Source organism: Streptomyces sp. NPDC005181, from assembly GCF_040608395.1.
GTDB lineage: Bacteria > Actinomycetota > Actinomycetes > Streptomycetales > Streptomycetaceae > Streptomyces.
In genome coordinates, this window is record NZ_JBEXID010000025.1 from 1 (window position 1) to 19,211 (window position 19,211).

A 19,211-nucleotide genomic window follows, 5' to 3' on the forward strand; every position below is an offset into this window, starting at 1 on the left:
ACAGACGCAATTTCTTCCGGAGTCACACGCATTCAACGACACATTGAACCCACAGGACACGCACCACCAACACTGACCTGACCAAGCCCTACTAGGACCCGGGCCCGGCGCGAGACGCCCGGGCGCGGGTGCCCCGGGCGCGAGCCGGAAATGGAATCCGCCCCCGTCCGGCTGGGGGGAGCCGGACGGGGGCGGGATCTGTGGCGGGGTGCGGACGCGCCGCACCCCGGAGGGCGTCAGCCCTGGTGGGGGTAGGTGTAGTCGGTCGGCGCGACCAGCGTCTCCTTGATGGCGCGGGTCAGCGTCCAGCGCTGCAGGTTCTGCGGGGCGCCCGCCTTGTCGTTCGTGCCCGAGGCACGGCCGCCACCGAAGGGCTGCTGGCCGACGACCGCACCGGTCGACTTGTCGTTGATGTAGAAGTTGCCCGCCGCGTAGCGGAGCTTCTCCATCGTGTACGCGGCCGCGGCGCGGTCGCCCGAGATGACCGAGCCGGTCAGCGCGTAGTCGGAGACCGACTCCATCTGCTCCAGCATCTCGTCGTACTTGTCGTCCTCGTACACGTGGACCGCGAGGATCGGGCCGAAGTACTCGGTCGTGAAGACCTCGTTGGCCGGGTCGGCGCACTCGATGACCGTCGGGCGGACGAAGTAGCCGACCGAGTCGTCATACGTGCCGCCCGCGACGACGGTGCAGGACGCGTCGGCCTTGGCCCGGTCGATCGCCGCCTTGTTCTTGGCGAACGCGCGCTCGTCGATGACGGCGCCGATGAAGTTCGACAGGTCGGTGACGTCACCCATGGTGATGGAGTCGACCTCGGACGCGAACTCCTCCTTGAAACCGGAGTTCCAGATGGAGGCCGGGACGTACGCCCGGGAGGAGGCCGAGCACTTCTGGCCCTGGAACTCGAAGGAGCCACGGGTCAGCGCGGTCTTCAGAACGGCGCGGTCGGCGCTGGGGTGCGCGACGACGAAGTCCTTGCCGCCGGTCTCGCCGACCAGACGCGGGTAGGTGCGGTAGTTGGCGATGTTGTTGCCGACCGTCTTCCACAGGTGCTGGAAGGTCGGGGTCGAGCCGGTGAAGTGGATGCCGGCCAGGTCGCGGTGGTTCAGGGCGACCTCGGAGACGGCGATGCCGTCGCCGGTCACCAGGTTGATGACACCCTTGGGCAGGCCGGCCTCCTCCAGGAGCTGCATCAGCAGCACGGCGGAGTGGGTCTGCGTCGGGGACGGCTTCCACACCACGACGTTGCCCATGAGAGCGGGGGCGGTGGGCAGGTTGCCCGCGATGGCCGTGAAGTTGAACGGCGTGATCGCGTAGACGAAGCCCTCCAGCGGGCGGTGGTCCATGCGGTTCCACACACCCGGGGAGTTGGCCGGGGGCTGCTCGGCCAGGATCTGGCGCGCGTAGTGCACGTTGAAGCGCCAGAAGTCGACGAGCTCGCACGGGGTGTCGATCTCGGCCTGCTGGACGGTCTTCGACTGGCCGAGCATGGTCGAGGCGGCCAGCGTCGCGCGCCAGGGGCCGGAAAGCAGCTCGGCGGCGCGCAGGATGATCGCGGCGCGGTCGTCGAACGACATCGCACGCCACGCCGGGGCGGCGTCGAGGGCGGCGTCGATCGCGTCCCGCGCGTCCTGCTCGGTGGCGCCGGCGAACGTGCCGATGACGGCCTTGTGGTTGTGCGGCTGTACGAGGTCGAAACGCTCGCCGCCACCCATCCGCTTCTCGCCGCCGATGGTCATCGGCAGGTCGATCGGGTTCTCGGCGAGCTCCTTGAGCTTCGCCTCCAGACGGGCGCGCTCCGGGGAACCCGGGGCGTAGGAGTGGACCGGCTCGTTGACCGGCGCGGGGACCTGGGTCACAGCGTCCATGAGTGCCTTGTCTCCTTGCTTCAGCGGGGTGGGGGCAGCGGGGTGGGCGGGTCAGCCCTTGGTGAGGATTGAGCGGGCGAAGAACAGCAGGTTGGCCGGCTTCTCCGCGAGGCGGCGCATGAAGTAGCCGTACCAGTCGGTGCCGTACGCGGTGTAGACACGCATCCGGTGGCCCTCGGCCGCGAGCCGGACGTGCTCGTCGCTGCGGATCCCGTACAGCATCTGGAACTCGTACTCGTCCAGTTTGCGCCCGGCCTTGCGGGCGAGCTCCTGCGCGATGGCGATGAGCCGCGGGTCGTGGGACCCGATCATCGGGTAGCCCTCGCCCTCCATCAGGGTCTTCAGGATGCGGACGTACGCCTTGTCGATCTCGGCCTTGTCCTGGTACGCGACGGAGGCGGGCTCCTTGTAGGCGCCCTTCACGATGCGGACGCGGCTACCGGCGGCGGCCAGGCGGCGTGCGTCGTCCTCGGTGCGGAACAGGTAGGCCTGGATGACACAGCCGGTCTGCGGGAAGTCCTTCCGCAGCTCCTCGTGGATGGCGAACATCGAGTCGAGCGTGGTGTGGTCCTCGGCGTCCAGGGTGACCGTGGTGCCGATCGCGGCGGCGGCCTCGACGACCGGGCGGACGTTGGCGAGCGCCATCTCGTGGCCGCCCTCCAGTGCCTGGCCGAACATCGACAGCTTGATGGACATCTCGGCCCTGGTGCCCAGGCCGAGGTCCTTCAGGCGGTCGATCAGCTCCAGGTACGCATCGCGTGCGGCGGTGGCCTGCTCGGGCGTCGTGATGTCCTCGCCGACGACGTCGAGGGTGACCTCGAGGCCCTTCCCGGTGGCGTCCTCGATGATCGGGACGACCTGCTCGACCGTCTCGCCGGCGATGAACCGGTCGACGACCTGCTTGGTCCCCGGAGCAGCCGAAATGAAACGGCGCATCTTGTCACTGCGCGACGCAGCGAGAATCACGGGAGCCAGCACGGGGCACCTCCAACGGAAAGGTATGAACGAGGGCCGTACCGGCAGGAACTGAATCAGACCGGTACAGCACGGAGAACCACCGTGAAATCTAAGGATCCCTCCGATCCTGTGCCATCGACAGCTGTCACGCATCCGTGCCCTGGATCTCAGACATATGTCTGATGAGGTGCGAGAATGGCCGGGTGAAGGGCGATTATCAGGAGCTGGTGGACGAGATCTCCGCGCTGCTCGGCGCCCCCGCGACGCTGGAGAACCGGGACTTCGGCCTGGTCGCCTTCGGGGCGCACGACAGCGACGACGACATGGCGATGGACCCGGTCCGCACCCGGTCGATCCTGACCCGTCGCTCCACACCCGCGGTCCGCGCCTGGTTCGAGGGCTTCGGCATCGCCCGTGCCACCGGCCCGATCCGCATTCCCGCCGCCCCGGAGGCCGGGGTGATCCGTGGCCGGATCTGCCTGCCGGTACGCCATCGGGGTGTCGTGCTCGGTTACGTATGGCTGCTCGACGCGGACCCCGGGCCGACCGACGAACAGCTGACCGCGGCGATGGACGTGGCGGCCCGGATCGGTGCGCTCCTTTCCGACGAGGCGCGGGCCGGCGCGGATCTGTCCCGGGAGTTCGGGGCGGTGCTCATGGCCGCGCGGGGCTGGCAGCACGACATGGCGGTGGCCGCACTGCGGGAGGCGTTGGGCCCGGACGCGGACGGGCTGCACACGGTGGTCTGCGTGACCCCGTGGCCGGACGAGACCCCGTCGGCCCGTACGGTTCCGTCCGCGGCGGCGCTGTCCACGGTCCCGTCACCGGCGGGCGCGGGCACCCTGTCGCTGGCCGCACTGGTCCGGCTGCGCTCCCCCGACGTACGGGACCCGGCGACCGCGGCGGCCGACCGGCTGCGCACCACCGCGGGACGGACCGCCACGGCCGGGATCGCGATCCCGCGCCGGGGCCTGCCGGAGCTGGCCGCGGCCTGGCACGAGGCCTCGGCGGCGGCCCGCGCGGCAGCGGCGGAGTCCCGCTTCGGCCCGGTCGCCGACTGGTCGGCCATCGGCCCGTACCGCCTGCTCACCGCACTCCCCCCGACGGCGGACACCGCCCCGGACCCAGCGGTGCGCCCCCTGCTCACCCCGCCGCACACGGACCTGGCCCGCACCGCCGAGGTGTTCCTCGACTGCGCGGGCCAGGCGAGCCGCACGGCCGCCGAACTCGGCATCCACCGGCAGACGCTGTACTACCGGCTGTCCCGGGTCGAGCAGCTCACCGGTCTGGATCTGAACGACGGCGAGAACCGGCTGCTGCTGCACATGGCCCTGAAGGCGGCGCGGCTCTAAGGGCTGTCCCGTGGGACCTCTGAAACAGGGTGCAGCCGCTCCCCTCAGTGGGCCACCCGCTCGTCCGTGCCCGCCACCTTCCCCGTGCTCAGCGCGATGCGGTTCCAGGTGTTGATCGTGAAGATCAGGGCCAACAGCCCGGCCAGCTCGGGCTCATCGAAGTGGGCCGCCGCGCGGGCGTAGACGTCGTCCGGGACGCCGCCGCGGGAGACCAGGGTGACGGCCTCGGTGAGCGCGAGTGCCGCCTGTTCCTTCTCCGTGAAGAAGTGGGCGGCCTCCGGCCAGACGGCGACCATGTGCAGCCGCTCCTCGCTCTCACCCGCCTTGCGGGCGTCCGTGGTGTGCATGTGCAGGCAGTATGCGCACCCGTTGAGCTGGGAGGACCGGATCTGGACCAGTTCGACGAGCGCGGGGTCCAGGCCCTGCCGCGCGGCGGCGTCGAAGCCGATGAGGGCCTTGAACGCCTTCGGGGCGGCTTTGGCGAAGTTGACTCGGGCGGCTCGGATGACTGCTTCGTTGTTCGTCATGATCACTACGCTACGGAGCCGGGCGACCTCACGTAGGGTGCATTTTGATGTCGGAATCATGGGTCAATTCGGCGGAGCGGATCGGCAGTGACCTGCTGCTGGAGCTGACAGGACCGGGCAGCCGCCGGGCTGTTCTCATCCGCGCGCTGCGCGACGCGGTCCGGGCGGGACGGCTGCCGCCGGGCACCCGGCTCCCGCCCTACCGCTCACTCGCCGCCGACCTCGGGCTGGCCCGCAACACCGTCGCCGACGCCTATGCCGAACTGGTCGCCGAGGGCTGGCTGACCGCCCGTCAGGGGTCCGGCACCCGGGTCGCCCACCGCGCCGATGCCGTCGCCCCTGCCCGTGTCCCGAAGAAGGCGCCGTCGCGCCCGGCCCCGCCCGTGCACAACCTCCGCCAAGGACAGCCGGACGCCGCGTCCTTCCCCCGTGGCGCCTGGCTCGCGGCCTCCCGCCGCGCCGTGAACGCCGCGCCGAACGACGCCTTCGGCCCCGGTGATCCGCAGGGTCGCATCGAACTGCGCCGCGCGCTGACCGGTTATCTGGCCCGCGCCCGCGGGGTGCGCTGCTCCCCCGAACGGATCGTGATCTGCTCCGGCTTCGCGCACGCCCTGCGGCTGCTGTTCGGTGGCGGCGTGCTGCGCGGCCCGCTGGCGGTGGAGTCGTACGGGCTCGGTTTCCACCGTTCGCTGCTGACCGCCGCCAGGGTCCGTACGGTCCCGCTGGCGCTCGACGAACACGGGGCCCGCACCGCCCAGTTGACCGGTCTGCCGGGTGTACGGAGTGTGCTGCTCACCCCGGCCCACCAGTTCCCTACGGGCGGTCCGCTGCACCCGGAGCGGCGCGCGGCCGTCGTCGACTGGGCGCGTAGCCGTGGCGGGCTGGTTCTGGAGGACGACTACGACGGGGAGTTCCGTTACGACCGTGAGCCGGTGGGCGCCGTCCAGGGCCTCGAGCCGGACCGGGTCGTCCACCTCGGCTCCGTCAGCAAGACCCTCTCCCCCGCGGTCCGGCTGGGCTGGATGGTTCTGCCCGAGCACCTCGTCGGCGCCGTACTGGCCGTCAAGGGGGAACGCGAGGGCTGGGTGAGCGTCCTGGACCAGCTCGCGCTCGCCGACCTCATCGAATCCGGCCACTACGACCGGCACATCCGCCGGATGCGCCAGCGCTACCGGCGCCGCCGCGACCAGCTGGTCGCCGCCCTGGCCGCACACGCCCCGCACATCACGCCCACCGGCATCGCCGCCGGACTGCACGCCGTCCTGCGGCTGCCGCCCGGCACCGAACGCTCCACCGTCAAGGCCGCCGCCTGGCAGGGCCTCGGTCTGGACCCGCTCGCCGACTTCCGTCATCCGGCCGCCACCATGCCCGCCGAGGACGGCCTGGTCGTGGGCTATGCGACGCCTCCGGACCATGCGTACGCCGCGGCCCTGGATGCACTGTGCCGGGCCCTGCCGTCACCCGATGCCTGACCGATCCGGACCGGCCCCTTCAGAACGGGCGGCCTTCGAGGATCGCCTTGAGGCCGTCCGTCAGATCCTGCGCCGAGGGCGCGGTCTCCTCGTCGACCATCCACTGCACCATCACACCCGCGAGCAGTGCCTGACAGAACAGTCCGACGACGCGCGCCTTCTCGGGATCGGTTTCCGGATCGATGCCCAGCATGTTCTCGGCGAGTCCGTAGCGGCCCTCCTCCTGCGGCCCGGCCAGGGCCTTCTGGAGCTCGGGGTCGACATCCAGCCGCGACACCACCTCCATCTGGAGCTTCCAGATCGCGCGGCTCTGCGGATAGCTCGCGATGACCTGCTCCCAGGCCGCACGGAACTGGTCGAGCGGTGCGCCGGGCACGCCACTGTCCTCGGACTCGCCGGCCGGTACGGTGACCCGGTCGCCCCACTCCTCGGTCAGCTGCAGAAAGGCCAGATTGAGCAGGGCCTCCTTGGAGCCGTAGTGGTAGCCGATGGAGGCGAGGTTGGTGCCGGAGGCGGCCACGATGTCGCGCGCCGTCGTCCGGGCGTACCCCTTCTCCAGCAGGCAGCGCTTGGCGCCTTCGAGCAGATCCTCACGGTGTCCCATAAAAGCAGCATACCCGGCATGCAGACGTTTGTGTAAGACGCACGTCTACATGCCGGGGACGCCGGCCCGCTCAGGGTTGTGATCAGTCGGTGAGGTTCACCGAGCGGGCCGAGGTCGCGCCGATCTCCTCGGCGATCTCGCTCAGGACCGCTGCCGGGACGTCGTCGTCGACGGTGAGGACGACCAGCGCCTCGCCGCCCGCGGCCGCCCGCGAGACCTGCATGCCCGCGATATTGAGTCCGGCCTCACCGAGGATCTTGCCGACCGCACCGACGACACCGGGACGGTCCTCGTACCGCAGGACGACCATGTGGTCGGCGAGCGCCAGGTCCACATCGTGCTCGCCGATCGCGACGATCTTCTGGAGGTGCTTGGGGCCGGCCAGCGTGCCGGAGACCGCGACCTCCTCGCCACTCGCCAGCGTGCCGCGGACGGTCACCACATTGCGGTGGTCCGGCGACTCGGAGCTGGTGGTGAGGCGGACCTCGACACCGCGCTCCTGCGCGAAGAGCGGGGCGTTGACGTAGGACACCGTCTCGTCGACGACGTCCTCGAAGACGCCCTTGAGCGCGGAGAGTTCGAGCACCTTGACGTCGTGCTGGGTGATCTCGCCGTACACCTCGACATCGAGGCGGGCCGCGACCTCGCCCGCGAGCGCGGTGAAGATCCGGCCGAGCTTCTCGGCGAGAGGCAGGCCGGGACGTACGTCCTCGGCGATGACGCCGCCCTGCACGTTGACCGCGTCCGGCACGAGCTCACCGGCGAGCGCGAGGCGGACGGACTTGGCGACGGCGATGCCCGCCTTCTCCTGCGCCTCGTCGGTGGAGGCGCCGAGGTGCGGGGTGCAGACGACCTGGTCGAACTGGAACAGCGGGGAGTCCGTGCAGGGTTCCTTCGTGTACACGTCGAGACCGGCGCCGGCGACGCGGCCCTCCTTGAGGGCGGAGGCGAGCGCCTCCTCGTCGACGATGCCGCCGCGTGCGGCGTTGACGATCCGCACGGAGGGCTTCACCTTGTGCAGCGCCTCGTCGCCGATCAGGCCGAGCGTCTCGGGGGTCTTCGGCAGGTGCACGGTGATGAAGTCGGAGACTTCGAGCAGCTCGTCCAGCGTGAGGAGCTTGACGCCCATCTGCGCGGCGCGGGCCGGCTGCACATAGGGGTCGTACGCGACGATCTTCATGCCGAAGGCCGACATGCGCTGCGCGACCAGCACGCCGATGCGGCCGAGGCCGACGACACCGAGGGTCTTCTCGCTCAGCTCGACGCCGGTGTACTTGGAGCGCTTCCACTCGCCGTTCTTGAGGGCGGTGTTGGCCTGCGGGATGTTGCGTGCGGTGGCGACGAGCAGACCGCAGGCCAGCTCGGCGGCGGTGACGATGTTGGACGTCGGGGCGTTGACGACCATCACGCCGGCCTTGGTGGCCGCGGACACGTCGACATTGTCCAGACCGACTCCCGCGCGGGCGACGACCTTCAGCTTCTTCGCGGCGGCGATGGCCTCGGCGTCGACCTTGGTGGCGGAGCGCACCAGGATGGCGTCGACATCGGCGATCGCGGGGAGGAGTTCGGCGCGGTCCGCGCCGTTGCAGTGCCGGATGTCGAAATCCGGTCCCAGGGCGTCAACCGTGGCAGGCGACAGCTCTTCAGCGATGAGTACGACAGGTTTCGAGCTCACGTGAGTCCTCACAAGTCCAGTGCGGACGGCCGTCCCGACGGCCGCAGGCGGTGGAGGGGGCTTGCCGCGTGGAAGACGCACGACACTGTGGGCCTGACGCGTGTATGTGTGGAGCAGTGTAGTCATGCATCGGGGCGCATTCTGCGCCCCGATGGAAGGATCACCCACACGGGGCTGGACGACTTGTACACACGTACGGCGCCGCTTCTTCCAGCGGGGATGCGGGGATGCGCCGCGGGGCGGGTCCGAAGACCCGCCCCGCGGCGGAGGACTTACGCGTCCTCGTCGTTCACCCAGCTCATGAGCTTGCGCAGCTCACGGCCGGTGGTCTCCAGCAGGTGGTCGCTGTCGGCCTTCTTGTACTCGTTGTACTTGGGCAGACCGCTGTGGTACTCGGCCATCCAGTTCTTGGCGAAGGTGCCGTCCTGGATCTCGGTGAGAACCTTCTTCATCTCGGCCTTGGTGGCGTCCGTGATGATCCGCGGACCGGTGACGTAGTCGCCCCACTCGGCGGTCTCCGAGATCGACCAGCGCATCTTCTCCAGGCCGCCCTCGTACATCAGGTCGACGATGAGCTTCAGCTCGTGGAGGCACTCGAAGTAGGCGATCTCCGGCTGGTATCCGGCCTCGGTCAGGGTCTCGAAACCGGCCTTGACCAGAGCGGCGGTGCCACCGCAGAGGACGGCCTGCTCACCGAACAGGTCGGTCTCGGTCTCCTCGGTGAAGGTCGTCTTGATGACGCCGGCGCGGGTACCGCCGATGCCCTTCGCGTACGACAGGGCCAGCGCCAGGCCGTTGCCCGAGGCATCCTGCTCGACAGCCACGATGCACGGAACGCCGCGACCCTCCTCGTACTGGCGGCGGACCAGGTGACCCGGGCCCTTCGGGGCGACCATGCAGACGTCGACACCCGCCGGCGGCTTGATGAAGTCGAACCGGATGTTCAGCCCGTGTCCGAAGAACAGCGCGTCGCCGTCCTTGAGGTTGCCCTTGATCGACTCCTCGTAGACCTGGGCCTGGATCGGGTCCGGGACGAGGATCATGATGACGTCGGCCTCGGCGGCGGCCTCGGCCGGGGTCACCACGCGCAGGCCCTGCTCCTCGGCCTTGGCCTTGGACTTCGAGCCCTCGTGCAGACCGACACGGACGTCGACACCCGAGTCACGCAGCGACAGCGCGTGGGCATGGCCCTGGCTGCCGTAGCCGATGACCGCGACCTTGCGGCCCTGGATGATGGACAGGTCGGCATCGTCGTCGTAGAACAGCTCGGCCACTGGGTCTTCTCCTTGGTGTGCAGGTGTTGCGTCCCACCGTACGGCGGGGGGCGCCAAATACGTTTTCGGGTCTCGCCATACGAGCGGCGAGAGGGTGGCGGCTAGGCCGTACGGTCGAGTGCGCGCAGCGAACGGTCGGTGATCGAGCGCGCGCCGCGCCCTATGGCGATGGTGCCGGACTGGACGAGCTCCTTGATGCCGTACTGCTCCAGCATCTTGAGCATGGCGTCCAGCTTGTCGGCGCCGCCGGTCGCCTCGATCGTGACGGCCTCCGGGGAGACGTCCACGGTCTTGGCGCGGAACAGCTTGACGATCTCGACGATCTGGGAGCGGGTCTCGTTGTCGGCGCGGACCTTCACCAGGACGAGCTCACGCTGGATCGCAGCGGACGGCTCGAGTTCGACGATCTTCAGTACGTTGATCAGCTTGTTGAGCTGCTTGGTCACCTGCTCGAGGGGCAGGTCCTCGACGTTCACGACGATGGTGATGCGCGAGATGTCGGGGTGCTCGGTGGTACCGACCGCGAGCGAATCGATGTTGAAGCCGCGTCGGGAGAACAGGGCCGTGATCCGGGCGAGGACACCGGGCTTGTTCTCGACCAGGACGGAGAGCGTGTGCTTGGTGGACATGGAGTCGGTCTCTCTCTGTCTCTCAGTCGTCTTCGTTGTCGCCGAAGTCGGGGCGGACGCCACGGGCAGCCATGACCTCGTCGTTGGAGGTGCCGGCGGCGACCATCGGCCACACCATGGCGTCCTCGTGGACGATGAAGTCGATGACGACCGGGCGGTCGTTGATCGCGTTGGCCTCGGCGATGACCTTGTCCAGATCGGCCGGGTCCTCGCAGCGGATCGCGTGGCAGCCCATGGCCTCGGACAGCTTGACGAAGTCCGGCACGCGGGTGCCCTTCGCCGGAGTGCCCTCGGTGTCGGTGCCGGAGTGCAGCACAGTGTGGGAGTACCGCTGGTTGTAGAACAGGGTCTGCCACTGGCGGACCATCCCGAGCGCGCCGTTGTTGATGATCGCGACCTTGATCGGGATGTTGTTGAGCGTGCAGGTGGTGAGTTCCTGATTGGTCATCTGGAAGCAGCCGTCACCGTCGATCGCCCAGACCGTACGGTCCGGCATGCCGGCCTTGGCGCCCATCGCGGCCGGGACCGCGTAACCCATCGTTCCGGCGCCGCCGGAGTTCAGCCAGGTGGCGGGCTGCTCGTACTGGATGAAGTGCGAGGCCCACATCTGGTGCTGGCCGACGCCCGCCGCGAAGATCGTGCCTTCGGGGGCGAGTTTGCCGATGCGCTGGATGACCTGCTGGGGGGAGAGGCTGCCGTCCTCGGGGAGGTCGTAACCGACCGGGTAGGTGTCGCGCCAGCGGTTGAGGTCCTTCCACCAGGCGGAGTAGTCGCCGGTGTGTCCCTCGGTGTGCTCGGCCTGGACGGCCTGGACGAGGTCGGCGATGACCTCGCGGGCGTCGCCGACGATCGGCACGTCGGCGGTGCGGTTCTTGCCGATCTCCGCGGGGTCGATGTCGGCGTGGACGATCTTGGCGTACGGGGCGAAGCTGTCCAGCTTGCCGGTGACGCGGTCGTCGAAGCGGGCTCCGAGGGCGACGATCAGGTCGGCCTTCTGCAGCGCGGTGACGGCGGTGACCGAACCGTGCATGCCCGGCATTCCCACGTGCAGCGGGTGGCTGTCGGGGAACGAACCGAGCGCCATCAGGGTGGTGGTGACGGGCGCTCCGGTGAGCTCGGCGAGGACCTTCAGCTCGGCGGTGGCCCCGGCCTTCATGACGCCGCCGCCGACGTACAGCACCGGGCGCTTGGCCTGGGTGATGAGCTTGGCGGCCTCGCGGATCTGCTTGGCGTGCGGCTTGGTGACCGGACGGTAGCCGGGCAGGTCCTGGGTCGGCGGCCACCTGAACGTGGTCTGCGCCTGCAGGGCGTCCTTGGCGATGTCGACGAGGACGGGGCCCGGACGGCCGGTGGCGGCGATGTGGAAGGCCTCGGCGATCGTGTGCGGGATGTCCTCGGCCCGGGTGACCAGGAAGTTGTGCTTGGTGACCGGCATCGTGATGCCGCAGATGTCGGCTTCCTGGAATGCGTCCGTGCCGATCGCCTTGGAGGCGACCTGGCCGGTGATCGCGACCAGCGGGACGGAGTCCATGTGCGCGTCGGCGATCGGGGTGACCAGGTTGGTGGCTCCCGGGCCGGAAGTGGCCATGCAGACACCGACCTTGCCGGTGGCCTGCGCATAGCCGGTGGCGGCGTGGCCGGCGCCCTGCTCGTGACGGACCAGCACATGACGGACCCGGGTGGAGTCCATCATCGGGTCGTACGCCGGAAGGATGGCGCCGCCGGGAATGCCGAATACCGTGTCGGCCCCCACCTCTTCAAGAGACCGGATGAGGGACTGCGCGCCCGTGACGTGCTCAACGGTGGCGGAGGACGGTCCGCCGTTACGGGCCCGCGGCTGGGGATGGTGGGCCCCGGTGGCCTGCTCGGTCATCGGCATTCTCTTCTCGAAGCTGAGGGTTTTTGCGGGGTTTTGAGGTGTGCCACTGCAACAAAAAACCCCTCGTGCCGTGAGGCAAGCGAGGGGAGCGCGCCGGTGCGGTCTGCAGAGTGTCAACGAGGCACTCTGCTTCAGCCGACGCGCTTTCCAAGTACGAGAATTCGGGTGCGCATGGCATTGACCCTCTCTCCGACGCGCACAGCGTGTCAAGTAGGTGGGATAGGCATCTCAGAATGTGGGCCGCTGAGGAGCGGAATCGAGCCGCCCGTCAGGACGGGCTGGGCAGTGGGGCCGCCCGGCACCGGGAACTCGCCGCGCACCAGGGTGCGGCGCAGCCGGTACTCGTCCAGCGGTCCGGAAAAAGCCATCCCCTGGCCGTGCGTACAGCCCATGGCGCGCAGCGCGAGGACCTGCTCCGGCACGTCGACCCCGTCGGCCACCGACTGCAGGCCGAGGTCGCAGGCGATTCTCAGCAGCCCACTGGTGATCTTGTGCAGCCGGGCCGATTCCACGACGCCCTCGACGAGACCCCGGTCCAGTTTCAGTACGTCGATGGGGAGCCGGCGCAGCGCGTTGATCGCGGCGTAGCCGCTTCCGAAACCGTCGAGCGCGATCCGTACGCCGAGCCGGCGCAGCGCGACGAGGCGCTGTTCGAGCTCGTCGAAGGAAACCCGGGGGTCACTGTCGGAGACCTCGATCATCAGCGCCCCCGAGGGCAGGCCGTGCCGGGTGAGGAGTGCCTCGACGGAGCCGAACGGCAACGCCTTGTCCAGCAGCCTGCGGGCGGAGAGCCGGACGGCCACGGAGACCTCGTGCCCGGCCCTGGCCCGGTCGGCTGCCTGCTCGACGGCCTCTTCGAGGAGCCAGCGGCCGAGCTCTGCGGTGCGGTCGCTGTCCTCGGTGACGCGGAGGAATTCGGCGGGGGTGAACAGAATGCCCTGGGCGGAGCGCCAGCGGGCCTGCGCGGCGACGGCGGCGACGGTGCCGGTGGCGAGATGGACCACGGGCTGGTGGAGCAGGGCGAACTCGCCGTCCCTCAGTGCGGTGCGCAGCCGGGCCGCCAGCTCGGATCGGCGCACCACTTCGGCCTGCATCTGCGGAGCGTACAGCTCGACGCGGTCCTTGCCGGCCGCCTTGGCCCGGTACATGGCGAGGTCGGCGTTGCGCATGAGGTCGGTGGGGGTGATGGCGGGCTCGGCGAAGGCGACCCCGATGGAGGCGGCGACGCGGACCTCGCCGCCGCCGATCCGGTACGGCTGGGAGAGCGTGAGGCGCAGCCGGTCGGCGAGCTCGTGGACCTGGTACTCCCGGGCGCCCTGGTCACGGGTGCCGTCGCCGAGGATGAGCGCCGCGAACTCGTCGCCGCCGAGGCGGGCCGCGGTGTCCCCGGCCCGTACGGACTCCTGGAGGCGGCGGGCGGCCTGGACGAGCAGCTCGTCGCCCGCCTGGTGGCCGAGACGGTCGTTGACCGCCTTGAAGCCGTCGAGGTCGATGAAGAGCACCGCGGTACCGGGGTCACCGGAGCGGCGGCCCCCGAGAGCCTGGCGGACGCGCTCGGTGAACAGGGCACGGTTGGGCAGGTCGGTGAGCGGGTCGTGCTCGGCGTTGTGCTGCAACTGGGCCTGCAGCCTGACCCGTTCGGTCACGTCCCGGCTGTTGAGGATCAGTCCGCCCTGATGGCGGTTGACGGTGGACTCGACGTTGAGCCACTCCCCGGTGCCGGATCTGAACCGGCACTCGATCCGGGTGGTGGGTTCCTCACTGGGCGGCGCGGCCAGAAACCGCCGCACCTCGTGGACCACGCGCCCCAGGTCCTCGGGGTGGATGATCGAGGCGAGCTCGGCACCGATCAGGTCGTCGGCCTCCCGCCCGTAGACACCGGAGGCGGCGGGGCTGACGTACCGGAGTATGCCGGTGGGGGCGGCGATCATGATGACGTCGCTGGAGCCCTGGACCAGGGAGCGGAAGTGGTTCTCCTTCTGCGCCAGCTCCTGGGTGAGCGCGATGTTGTCGACGAGCATGATGCCCTGCCGAACGACCAGGGCGAGCACCACCGTGCAACCGGTGAAGACCACGACGCGGTCCACCCGGCGGCCCTCGATGACGTTGTAGAGGATGCCGAGGGTGCAGACGGCGGCCGCGAGATACGGCGTCAGCGCGGCCAGCGAACCGGCGATCGGACGAGTGGTGGTGCGCGGGGCGGGGCGCTGCTCGACAGCGTTGTCTCCTGTCCTGTTCGCGCCCCAGGGGGCGTACGCGAGGAGCAGTGAACCGGCGAACCAGCCGGCGTCCAGCATCTGGCCGGAGTGGTAGGTCTGACGGAGCAGGGGCGAGGTGAACAGCGCGTCGCAGAGGACCGTCAGGGCGAGGGCGGCGATGGCGGTGTTCACCGCGGAGCGGTTGATGTTGGCCCGCCGGAAGTGCAGGGCGAGCACCATGGAGACCAGCACGATGTCGAGCAGCGGATAGGCCAGCGAGAGCGCCGCGCGGGACACACTCGCCCCCTCGGCGTCCGCGAGATGCGCGGTGTGGGCAAGCGCCAGGCTCCAGGAGAGCGTGAGGAGCGATCCGCCGATCAGCCAGGCGTCCAGCACCAGGCAGACCCAACCCGCCCTGGTGACGGGGCGCTTGGCAAGGACGAGCAGCCCGACGATGGCGGGCGGCGCGAAGCAGAGGAAGAAGACATCGGCCGGCGACGGGCTGGGCACATCGAGCCCGAGCACGACCTCGTACCAGCCCCAGACGGCGTTCCCCCCGGCGGCCATCAGGGAGGAGAGCGAGAACAGCAGCCAGGCGGGCCGGAACCGGTTGCACGCGAAACGCGCGTAGAGGAAGCAGGAGACGGCCGCGATCAGGGCAGCAGCACTGAGACCGAAGTCGCCCATGATGAGGGCCAGCTCGGACGAGCCCCAGCCGAAAGCCGCCCCCACGGCGTAACCGCCGCAGACCAGGCCGAGAAGGATCTGCGAGACCGCCCCGGACGCCCCTCCGGCGGTCGACTGCCGGGAGAAGAACGCCCCGAGAGCGCTCGCCGGGGCGCTCACCGAGGTGTCCCCGATGCCGTCGGACGGGTGCGAACGCGGCACGATGGGCGCCCAGGTGGTCTCCGTCGACCGCCCTGCCGCGTCGGATCGTTCGTCCATCGCCCGTCGCCCCCCTCGCGTTCCGCTGCCGCCCCCGCGCCGTCCCTTCCACGGCGCAGCCCCCATTCGGGACGATACACCAGAGTCGTCACGCAGGGACATAGCCCCTCTACTCTCCGTGACGAACTGAGTCGTTGTCGGCACTCTGCGCAGCAGAACGGATTCGCAGCGTGGTCAGCCGGTGGTGAGTACGACGTTGTGCACCGACTCCCTCGCGGCGAACCGGGTGAGCTGTCCGGCCAGCAGCCGCTTGGCGCGCGGCAGGAACGCCGAGGTGCTGCCGCCCACATGCGGAGTGATCAGGACGTTCGGAGCATGCCAGAGGGGGTGGCCGGCGGGCAGCGGTTCCGGGTCGGTGACATCGAGGGCCGCGCGCAGCCGCCCGGACTCGAGTTCGGACAGCAGGGCCTTGGTGCCCACGACGCCGCCCCGGGCGACGTTCACGAGCAGAGCCCCGTCCGGCATCGCGGCGAGGAAGTCGGCGCTCACCAGCCCTTGTGTGGAGGGGTTCAGCGGGGTGGACAGAATGACGATGTCGGCTTCGCGCAGCAGTGCGGGCAGGTCGTCGAGTGTGTGTACGGGGCCGCGTGCTGTTGTCCGCGCGGAGCGCGCGACGCGCGCCACCCGCGCACACTCGAAGGGCGCGAGCCGGTCCTCGATGGCGGCGCCGATCGATCCGTACCCCACGATCAGAACGGACTTGTCGGCGAGCGCCGGGTAGAAACCTGCCCGCCACTCCTCCTTGTCCTGGCCATGGACGAACCCGGGGAAGCCGCGCAGCGAGGCGAGGATCAGAGCGAGAGCGAGCTCTGCCGTCGAGGCCTCGTGAACTCCCTTGGCGTTGCACAGCCGCACACCGGCGGGCAACCGGCCGAGCCCCGGCTGGACATGGTCGATGCCCGCCGAGAGCGTCTGCACGACCTGGACCGCGCCCATCCCGGCGAGCGGGCGGACCGCGATCTCCGGCCCCTTCATGTAGGGAACGACATAGAACGCGCAGTCCGCGGGGTCGGCGGGGAAATCGTGCTCGCCGTCCCAGAAGCGGTAGTTGAGACCCTCGGGGAGCCCTTCGATCTCGTCAGCCGGAATCGGCAGCCAGACATCGGGAGTCGTCGTGGAAGTCATGGTCAGGAGGCTATGCGAAGTACGGGAGACGGCAGAGGCTACTTTGGGGTGCGGTGTGGTCCCGTGACGGCGGGGCCGAGGGAGGGTTCGGGGAGTTGGAGCGCAGGGGTCTCGGTGCGGCGGCGCTCGCCGTGGGTGCGGTCGGGCTCGGCTGCATGCCGATGAACTGGGCGTACAGCGCGTCGCAGCAGCGCGGTGACCGTGCGTTGCGGACGGTGCACGCCGCGCTGGACGCGGGTGTCCAGCTGCTCGATACGGCCGACATGTACGGCCCCTTCACCAACGAGCTCCTGATCGGCAGGGCCCTCAAAGGGCGCCGGGCCGATGCCTTCCTCTCCACCAAGTGTGGGCTGCTGGTGGGCGATCAGCACATCGTGGCCAACGGCCGTCCCGGCTATGTGCGCCGGGCCTGCGACGCGTCGCTGCGGCGGCTGCAGACCGATGTGATCGATCTGTACCAGCTGCACCGGGCCGATCCCGAGGTGCCGGTGGAGGAGACCTGGGGTGCGATGGCGGAGCTGGTCACCACGGGGAAGGTCCGGGCGCTGGGGCTGAGCGCGGTCGGGGCGCGGGCCTCGCGCCGGCCGGGTGCGCGGATGCACGACGGAACGATTCGCCAGCTGGAGCGGGTGCAGCAGGTCTTTCCGGTGAGCGCGGTCCAGACGGAGCTCTCGGTGTGGTCGCCGGAGGCCCTCGACACGCTGCTGCCGTGGTGCGAGGCGCGGGGTGTGGGGCTGCTGGCGGCGATGCCGCTGGGCAACGGCTATCTCACGGGCACGCTGACGCCGGGCCAGGGCTTCGAGCCGGACGATCTGCGGGCCAGGCATCCGCGGTTCACGGCCGAGATGATGGCGGCGAACCAGCCGGTGGTGGTGGGGCTGCGGCGGATCGCCGAACGGCACGGGGCGACTCCGGCGCAGGTGGCGCTGGCGTGGGTTTTGCGCCAGGGCCCGCATGTGGTGCCGGTGCCGGGCACGAAGCGGGAGCAGTGGGCGGTGGAGAACGCGGGGGCGGCCGGGCTCGAGCTGACGGCGCGGGATCTGGCGGAGATCGCGCGGCTGCCGCGGGCGCTGGGGTCGTGGGACTGAGCGCAGAAAGTCGGCGGGCATGCGGAACCTGGGGCGGGGCTGCGGTGTAAGAACAGTAGTCAGGCAGCCGTTGAAGGGATCGGTGCTGTGCGCGTTTCTGTATTCGGATCCGTGAGAGCCCGTGTGGAACGCCCGCAGGGGGTCCCCATTGCGCGCCGCGCGATGGTGACCGCGGTCGCGGTGGGCTCGCTGATGGTGTCAGCGGGGTGCTCGTCGAGCGAGAGTTCGGGGAGCACGGGAGGCGGCGCGGCGAGCACGACGCACCCACCGCCCTCCTCCCCCGCTGTCTCCTCCTCCGCTCTGCCGCCGCCGTCCTCGCTGCCGCCCGCGAAGGGCTCGGTGAAGGTGGCGTCGACGCTGACCGAGGGACTGGTCTCACCATGGGGCCTGGCGGAGCTGCCCGGCGGCGATCTGCTGGTGTCCTCACGCGATGAGAGAACGATCACGCGCGTCGACGGGAGAACGGGGGACAAGACGCTGCTGGGCACGGTGCCCGGAGTGTCTCCCGCCGGGGAGGGCGGGCTGCTGGGCATCGCGATCTCGCCGACGTACGCCTCGGACCATCTGGTGTACGCGTACTTCACGACCGCGACCGACAACCGCATCGCCCGCATGCGGTACGACGAGCACGGTGGCACCGGCCGGCAGCTGGGGGCGCCGCACACGATCCTGCGGGGCATCCCTAAGGGCAACATCCACAACGGCGGCCGGATCGCCTTCGGTCCGGACCACATGCTGTATGCGGGGACGGGCGAGACGGGGCGCACCGGCCTCTCGCAGGACAAGGAGTCCCTGGCGGGCAAGATCCTGCGGATGACCCCGGACGGGAAACCGGCACCGGGCAACCCCGAGCCCGGCTTGTTGATGTATTCGTACGGGCACCGCAATGTGCAGGGACTGGCCTGGGACAGCCGGAAACAGCTGTGGGCGTCCGAATTCGGGCAGGACACGTGGGACGAGCTGAATCAGATCGTGCCCGGTGGGAATTATGGCTGGCCGGAGTACGAGGGGAAGGCCGGAAAGAAGGGATTTGTCGACCCCGTGGCACAGTGGAAGACGTCCGAGGCGTCCCCGAGCGGGATCGCCTTCGCCCAGGGCTCGATCTGGATGGCGGGCCTGCGAGGTGAGCGGCTCTGGAGGATTCCGCTGTCCGAGAACCCGGACAAGGAACCTCTGGCGGCCCCGCAATCGTTCCTGAGAGGACAGTACGGCCGGCTGCGCACCGTGCTCGCGGCGGGCGGCAACAGACTCTGGCTGGTCACGAGCAACACGGACACCCGCGGCACACCGGAACCGGGAGACGACAGAGCCCTGGTGCTGGAGGTGCGGTAGCGGCGACTGCAGGTGAAAGGGCGCGAGCCGGTGTTCAACTTCTTCGAGGAACTCTTCGCCCCGGGCCGCAAGCATGCCGCGGAGGAGCAGAAACGCCTGGAGCTGACTCCGGTGGACCTGGGCGTGGGCGACCCCGGCCGCGGCCCGATAGACCTCGCGTCGGGCAAGGTGACGGTCCGCCTTCCGGAGCCGGAGGACGAAGGCGAAGACAAGGACGAAGACAAGGACGCGGACGCGGACGGCACATCAAGCCCGTCCGACGACTGACCACCGCCGCACCCGCACC

General features: G+C 69.8%; 15 protein-coding genes. 5 read left to right on the forward strand and 10 right to left on the reverse strand.

Going from position 1 to position 19,211, the window contains the following annotated elements; genetic code table 11:
* Nucleotides 1–236 precede the first annotated feature (236 nt).
* Together pruA and ABZV38_RS18145 are read right to left on the reverse strand one after the other, a co-directional pair.
* Nucleotides 237–1,868: an L-glutamate gamma-semialdehyde dehydrogenase gene (gene pruA / locus ABZV38_RS18140; RefSeq protein ID WP_356328113.1), complete on the reverse strand. Its 1,632-nt coding sequence runs from the start codon at nt 1,866–1,868 to the stop codon at nt 237–239.
* Between the two features lie 51 nt (nt 1,869–1,919).
* Nucleotides 1,920–2,846 carry a proline dehydrogenase family protein gene (locus ABZV38_RS18145; RefSeq protein ID WP_356328115.1) on the reverse strand — a complete coding sequence of 309 codons (927 nt, stop codon included), beginning with the start codon at nt 2,844–2,846 and terminating at the stop codon, nt 1,920–1,922.
* 182 nt (nt 2,847–3,028) lie between these two features.
* Between ABZV38_RS18145 and ABZV38_RS18150 the strand changes: the two genes are divergently transcribed.
* On the forward strand, nt 3,029–4,177 hold the full coding sequence (locus ABZV38_RS18150; RefSeq protein WP_356328117.1) for a helix-turn-helix domain-containing protein: 1,149 nt from the start codon (nt 3,029–3,031) through the stop codon (nt 4,175–4,177).
* 44 nt (nt 4,178–4,221) lie between these two features.
* Here the strand turns inward: ABZV38_RS18150 and ABZV38_RS18155 are convergent, their stop codons facing one another.
* The gene (locus tag ABZV38_RS18155) at nt 4,222–4,704 is read right to left on the reverse strand and encodes a carboxymuconolactone decarboxylase family protein (protein WP_356328119.1); all 483 of its coding nucleotides are present in this window, start codon (nt 4,702–4,704) and stop codon (nt 4,222–4,224) included.
* A 47-nt stretch (nt 4,705–4,751) separates the two neighbouring features.
* Here ABZV38_RS18155 and ABZV38_RS18160 point away from each other — a divergent pair, with 47 nt between their 5' ends.
* The gene (locus ABZV38_RS18160; protein ID WP_356328121.1) at nt 4,752–6,176 is read left to right on the forward strand and encodes a PLP-dependent aminotransferase family protein; all 1,425 of its coding nucleotides are present in this window, start codon (nt 4,752–4,754) and stop codon (nt 6,174–6,176) included.
* Nucleotides 6,177–6,195: 19 nt separating this feature from the next.
* Here the strand turns inward: ABZV38_RS18160 and ABZV38_RS18165 are convergent, their stop codons facing one another.
* The 7 genes from ABZV38_RS18165 to ABZV38_RS18195 all read right to left on the reverse strand — a co-directional run bounded on the left by ABZV38_RS18165 (nt 6,196) and on the right by ABZV38_RS18195 (nt 16,505).
* Nucleotides 6,196–6,780 carry a TetR/AcrR family transcriptional regulator gene (locus ABZV38_RS18165; RefSeq protein WP_356328123.1) on the reverse strand — a complete coding sequence of 195 codons (585 nt, stop codon included), beginning with the start codon at nt 6,778–6,780 and terminating at the stop codon, nt 6,196–6,198.
* Between the two features lie 82 nt (nt 6,781–6,862).
* Nucleotides 6,863–8,455, reverse strand: coding sequence for a phosphoglycerate dehydrogenase (serA, locus tag ABZV38_RS18170; protein WP_356328125.1), 1,593 nt, complete (start codon nt 8,453–8,455; stop codon nt 6,863–6,865).
* 272 nt (nt 8,456–8,727) lie between these two features.
* Complete coding sequence (gene ilvC / locus ABZV38_RS18175; RefSeq protein ID WP_356328127.1) at nt 8,728–9,729, reverse strand: ketol-acid reductoisomerase; 1,002 nt, start codon at nt 9,727–9,729, stop codon at nt 8,728–8,730.
* Between the two features lie 101 nt (nt 9,730–9,830).
* Nucleotides 9,831–10,358, reverse strand: a complete 528-nt coding sequence (gene ilvN, locus ABZV38_RS18180) for an acetolactate synthase small subunit (RefSeq protein WP_356328129.1) — start codon at nt 10,356–10,358, stop codon at nt 9,831–9,833.
* Between the two features lie 22 nt (nt 10,359–10,380).
* The gene (locus tag ABZV38_RS18185; protein WP_356328130.1) at nt 10,381–12,237 is read right to left on the reverse strand and encodes an acetolactate synthase large subunit; all 1,857 of its coding nucleotides are present in this window, start codon (nt 12,235–12,237) and stop codon (nt 10,381–10,383) included.
* Nucleotides 12,238–12,443: 206 nt separating this feature from the next.
* A complete protein-coding gene (locus ABZV38_RS18190) occupies nt 12,444–15,380 on the reverse strand; it encodes an EAL domain-containing protein (protein WP_356328132.1) in 2,937 nt (978 codons plus the stop codon).
* A gap of 174 nt (nt 15,381–15,554) precedes the next feature.
* Entirely contained in the window at nt 15,555–16,505 is a 951-nt protein-coding gene (locus ABZV38_RS18195) for a 2-hydroxyacid dehydrogenase (protein ID WP_356328134.1), read from the reverse strand.
* A gap of 95 nt (nt 16,506–16,600) precedes the next feature.
* Here ABZV38_RS18195 and ABZV38_RS18200 point away from each other — a divergent pair, with 95 nt between their 5' ends.
* From ABZV38_RS18200 to ABZV38_RS18210, 3 genes are all read left to right on the forward strand, one after another.
* Nucleotides 16,601–17,593, forward strand: coding sequence for an aldo/keto reductase (locus ABZV38_RS18200; protein ID WP_356328136.1), 993 nt, complete (start codon nt 16,601–16,603; stop codon nt 17,591–17,593).
* 162 nt (nt 17,594–17,755) lie between these two features.
* Nucleotides 17,756–18,925: a PQQ-dependent sugar dehydrogenase gene (locus ABZV38_RS18205; protein ID WP_356328230.1), complete on the forward strand. Its 1,170-nt coding sequence runs from the start codon at nt 17,756–17,758 to the stop codon at nt 18,923–18,925.
* Between the two features lie 30 nt (nt 18,926–18,955).
* A complete protein-coding gene (locus ABZV38_RS18210; protein WP_356328138.1) occupies nt 18,956–19,192 on the forward strand; it encodes a DUF6191 domain-containing protein in 237 nt (78 codons plus the stop codon).
* Nucleotides 19,193–19,211: the final 19 nt, after the last annotated feature.